This window comes from Nonomuraea lactucae, from assembly GCF_003313395.1.
GTDB lineage: Bacteria > Actinomycetota > Actinomycetes > Streptosporangiales > Streptosporangiaceae > Nonomuraea > Nonomuraea lactucae.
This window is the reverse complement of sequence record NZ_QNFZ01000735.1, coordinates 1-3947: the sequence shown is the minus strand read 5'-3', so window position 1 is coordinate 3947 and position 3947 is coordinate 1. Positions and strand designations below refer to the sequence as shown.

Here is a 3947-nt window from a genome sequence, read left to right as displayed (position 1 = left end):
CGGCGTGGGCGGGTGGCGGCTGGCCGAGATCGAGGGCCGCATCGCGGGCCTGGCCGTCGCCGCCGCCCACCGCGTCCCGCTCCCGGGCAGCCGGCGGGGGCCCTCCCTGGACGGGGTGGCGGTGCCGGGTGTGCTGCTCCGGAGACGGAGGCGGATGCGGGCGTTCGCCGAGGCGCTGCTGGAGGCGTATCCGATCAGGCCGGGCTGGCGGGGCTGGCTTCGCGACGACACGGTGGTGTGCCGGTGCGAGGAGGTGCCCCTGGCCCGCGTCCGCGAGGCGCTGGACCTGGGCGCCACCGACGCCCGGTCGGTGAAGCTGCTGGCCAGGGCCGGGATGGGCTGGTGCCAGGGGCGCATCTGCGGCTACCCGGTCGCCTGCCTCGCCGGTGAGCCCCCCGGCCCGCCGCGGCGCCCCATCGCTCAGCCCGTCAGCCTCGGCGCCCTGGCCGAGGGCACGTCCCGCACCCGCGCAACCGACCGGAAGGACTCATGATGATCGAGCGTGTCAAGCCCTGGCAGGGGATCATGGTGGCCACCGCCCTGCCTCTCCGCGACGACCTGTCCGTCGACCTCGACGGCTACGCCGAGCACTGCCGCTGGCTGGTCGCGAACGGGTGTGACGGCGTGGTGCCGAACGGGTCGCTGGGCGAGTACCAGACGCTCACCCCCGACGAGCGGTCCGCCGTGGTCCGCACCGCCGTGCGGGCGGTCGGCGGGCGCCAGGTGATGGCGGGCGTCGGCGCGTACGGCGCCGCCGAGTCGCGCGGGTGGGCCGAGCAGGCGGGCGAGGCCGGCTGCGGATCGGTGCTGCTGCTGCCGCCCAACGCCTACCGGGCCGACGAGCGGGCAGTGGTCGAGCACTACCGGGAGGTGGCCAGGGCGGGGGTGCCCATCGTGGCCTACAACAACCCGTACGACACCAAGGTGGACCTGACCCCCGCGTTGCTGGCCCGGCTGTTCGACGAGGGGTTGATCGTGGCCGTGAAGGAGTTCACCGGGGACCCGCGCAGGGCGTACGAGATCGCCGAGCTGGCCCCGGGGCTCGACCTGCTGATCGGGTCGGACGACGTGCTCCTGGAACTGGCCCTGGCGGGGGCGGCCGGCTGGATCGCGGGTTATCCGAACGCGCTGCCCGCCTCCTGCGCCGCCCTCTACCGGGCGGCCGTCGCGGGCGACCTCGACACCGCCCTGCCCCTCTACCGCAAACTCCATCCGCTGCTGCGCTGGGACTCCCGGACCGAGTTCGTCCAGGCGATCAAGCTGTCCATGGACGTCGCCGGCCGCCGTGGCGGGCCGTGCAGGCAGCCCCGCCTGCCGCTGGCCGGCGGCCAGGAGGCCGCGGTCCGGGCCGCCACGGAGAAGGCGCTGGCCGAGGGGCTGCGATGAGGACGAAGCGGGTCTTCCACGCCGTCGACTCCCACACCGAGGGCATGCCCACCCGGGTCGTCACGGGCGGCGTGGGCGTGATCCCGGGCGCGAGCATGGCCGAGCGGCGCGTCCACTTCCGCGACCACCTCGACCACGTCCGCAGGCTGCTGATGAACGAGCCGCGCGGCCACGCCGCCATGAGCGGCGCCATCCTGCAGCCGCCCACCCGGCCGGACGCCGACTGGGGGGTGCTGTTCATCGAGGTGTCGGGGCTGCTGCCGATGTGCGGCCACGGCACCATCGGGGTGGCCACCGTCCTGGTCGAGACCGGCATGGTGGAGGTCGTCGAGCCCGTCACCACCGTGCGGCTGGACGTGCCCGCCGGGCTCGTCGTGGTCGACGTGGCCGTGCGTGACGGCATGGCCATGTCGGTGACCCTGCGCAACGTGCCGTCGTACTGTGACAGGCTCGGCGCCGCCGTCACCGTGCCCGGGTACGGGGAGATCCGCTACGACCTCGCGTACGGGGGCAACTTCTACGCCATAGCCGACCTCGGCGCGTACGGGCTGCCGTTCGACCGCAAGGCCGGTACCGAGATCCTCGCCGCTGGCCTGGCCACGATGGAGGCGATCAACGCCGCGGACGAGCCCGTGCACCGGGAGGACGACCGCATCCGCGGCTGTCACCACGTCTACCTGGCCGCGCCCGGCTCCGACGCCGGCCACTCGCGCCACGCGATGGCGATCCACCCGGGCTGGTTCGACCGCTCGCCGTGCGGCACGGGCACCAGCGCCCGCATGGCCCAGCTGCACGCGCGCGGCGAGCTGCCGCTCGGCCGCGACTTCGTCAACGAGTCGTTCATCGGCACCCGCTTCGTCGGCAGGCTCCTGGAGGAGACGACGGTCGGCGACGCGCCCGCCGTGGTGCCGTCGATCACCGGACGGGCCTGGGTGACCGGCACCGCCCAGTACTTCCTGGACCCCCGCGACCCGTTCCCCGAGGGGTTCGAGCTGTGACGGGCCCCGCGACCGGCCCTGCGGGCGATGCCGGGGGTGGCGCGGGCGTGATCACCACGGTCGACTACCACACCGGCGGCGAGCCGTTCAGGATCGTCACCGGCGGGGCTCCCGACCTGCCCGGCGACAGCGTCCTCGACCGCCGCGCCCGCGCGAGCGCGCCCGGGGGCGAGGCCGACCGGGTTCGGCGGCTGCTCTGCCACGAGCCGCGCGGCCACGCCGACATGTACGGCTGCTTCCTCGTCCCGCCGGACGGCCCCGGAGCCCATCTCGGCGCGCTCTTCTGGCACAAGGACGGCTTCTCCACGGCCTGCGGCCACGGCACGATCGCGCTCGGGGTGCACGCCGTCCGCGAGGGCCTGGTCGAGGCCGTCGCCGACGGCGACACCGACGTGGTCGTCGACGTGCCGTCGGGCCGGGTCACCGCCCGCGTCCGGAGCGCCGGCGGGCGCGTCGAGGCCGTCACGTTCGTGAACGTCCCGTCGTACGTCATCGCCCGCGCCGTCCCGGCGGCCGGCGCGGAGGTGGACCTCGCCTACGGCGGGGCCGTCTACGCCTGCCTGCCCGCCCGCGCCGTCGGCCTGGCGGTGCGGCCCGAGCACCTGACCGATCTCATCGCCACCGCCCGACGGATCAAGGCCGCCCTCGCGGGCCATCCCGCGACCCGCCACCGCGGCGACGAGCGGCTGTCCGGCGTGTACGGCGTGATCTTCTACGACGAGCTGCCCGGCGGCGACGGCCACGTCCACCAGCGCAACGTCACCGTGTTCGCCGACGGCGAGGTGGACCGCTCCCCGTGCGGCTCCGGCACGGCCGCGAGGCTGGCGCTCCTGCACGACGAGGGCGTGCGCGAACCTCTCGCGCACCACGGCATCGTCGGCAGCGCCTTCCGCGCCCGCGTGGCCGGGGTGACCGGGGAGGGCGTCGTCCCCGAGATCGAGGGCATGGCCTACCGCACCGGCCGGCACGCCTTCGAGCTGGATCCGGCCGACCCCATCGGCACCGGTTTCACCCTGCGATGATGCGATCATGAACCCCCTTCCCTACCTCGACGCCGCGACGCTGCGGCGGCTGGTGCCAGTCGCGCGGGCCGTACGGATCCTCGAGGACGCCCTGCGCGGCGGGCTCGACCCCGAGGACACGCCGCTCCGCCCCGCCGTCGAGCTGCCCGCCGGGCAGTTGCTGCTGATGCCGGCCGCGGCCGGCCGCTACGCCGGGGTGAAGGCCGTCACCGTCGCGCCCGGCAACCCCGCCCGCGGGCTGCCCCGGATCCAGGGGACGTACCTGCTGCTCGACGGCGACACGCTGACACCGCTGGCCGCCCTCGACGGCGTCGCGCTCACCAGCCTGCGCACCCCGGCCGTGTCGGCGCTCGCCGTCCGCCACCTGGCCCCACCTGACGCGCGGGAGCTCGTGGTGTTCGGCACGGGACCGCAGGCGTGGGGGCACGTCGAGGCGCTCGCCGAGGTGCGTCCGGTCGAGCGCGTCACGGTCGTCGGCCGTGACCCGGGGCGCGCGGAGTCGCTCGCCGCCCACTGCCGCGCCCGCGGCCTGCGCGCCGAG

The 3947-nt window shown here is 75.5% G+C and carries 4 protein-coding genes and 1 pseudogene; all 5 read left to right on the top strand.

All coding sequences use genetic code 11. The annotated features are described in order from the left end of the window. Window positions 1-493, top strand: a 493-nt coding sequence (locus DQW85_RS26335) for a (2Fe-2S)-binding protein (RefSeq protein ID WP_205315421.1), incomplete at its 5' end; no start/stop codon positions are given. Beyond that, on the top strand, window positions 490-1386 hold the full coding sequence (locus tag DQW85_RS26330; RefSeq protein ID WP_240197435.1) for a dihydrodipicolinate synthase family protein: 897 nt from the start codon (window positions 490-492) through the stop codon (window positions 1384-1386). The genes DQW85_RS26335 and DQW85_RS26330, both read left to right, overlap by 4 nt. Further along, window positions 1383-2384 carry a proline racemase family protein gene (locus DQW85_RS26325; RefSeq protein ID WP_113702628.1) on the top strand — a complete coding sequence of 334 codons (1002 nt, stop codon included), beginning with the start codon at window positions 1383-1385 and terminating at the stop codon, window positions 2382-2384. Before DQW85_RS26330 ends, DQW85_RS26325 begins: the two co-directional genes overlap by 4 nt. Window positions 2385-2431: 47 nt before the next feature. After that, window positions 2432-3406: a proline racemase family protein gene (locus DQW85_RS26320; protein ID WP_113702627.1), complete on the top strand. Its 975-nt coding sequence runs from the start codon at window positions 2432-2434 to the stop codon at window positions 3404-3406. A gap of 7 nt (window positions 3407-3413) precedes the next feature. Beyond that, window positions 3414-3947: pseudogene (locus tag DQW85_RS26315) on the top strand (ornithine cyclodeaminase family protein); the annotation flags it as partial.

Bases quoted from the DNA above. Each gene is read 5' to 3' on its own strand.
- DQW85_RS26330 (WP_240197435.1), top strand. From the start codon at position 490: ATGATGATCGAGCGTGTCAAGCCCTGGCAGGGGATCATGGTGGCCACC.
- DQW85_RS26325 (WP_113702628.1), top strand. From the start codon at position 1,383: ATGAGGACGAAGCGGGTCTTCCACGCCGTCGACTCCCACACCGAGGGC.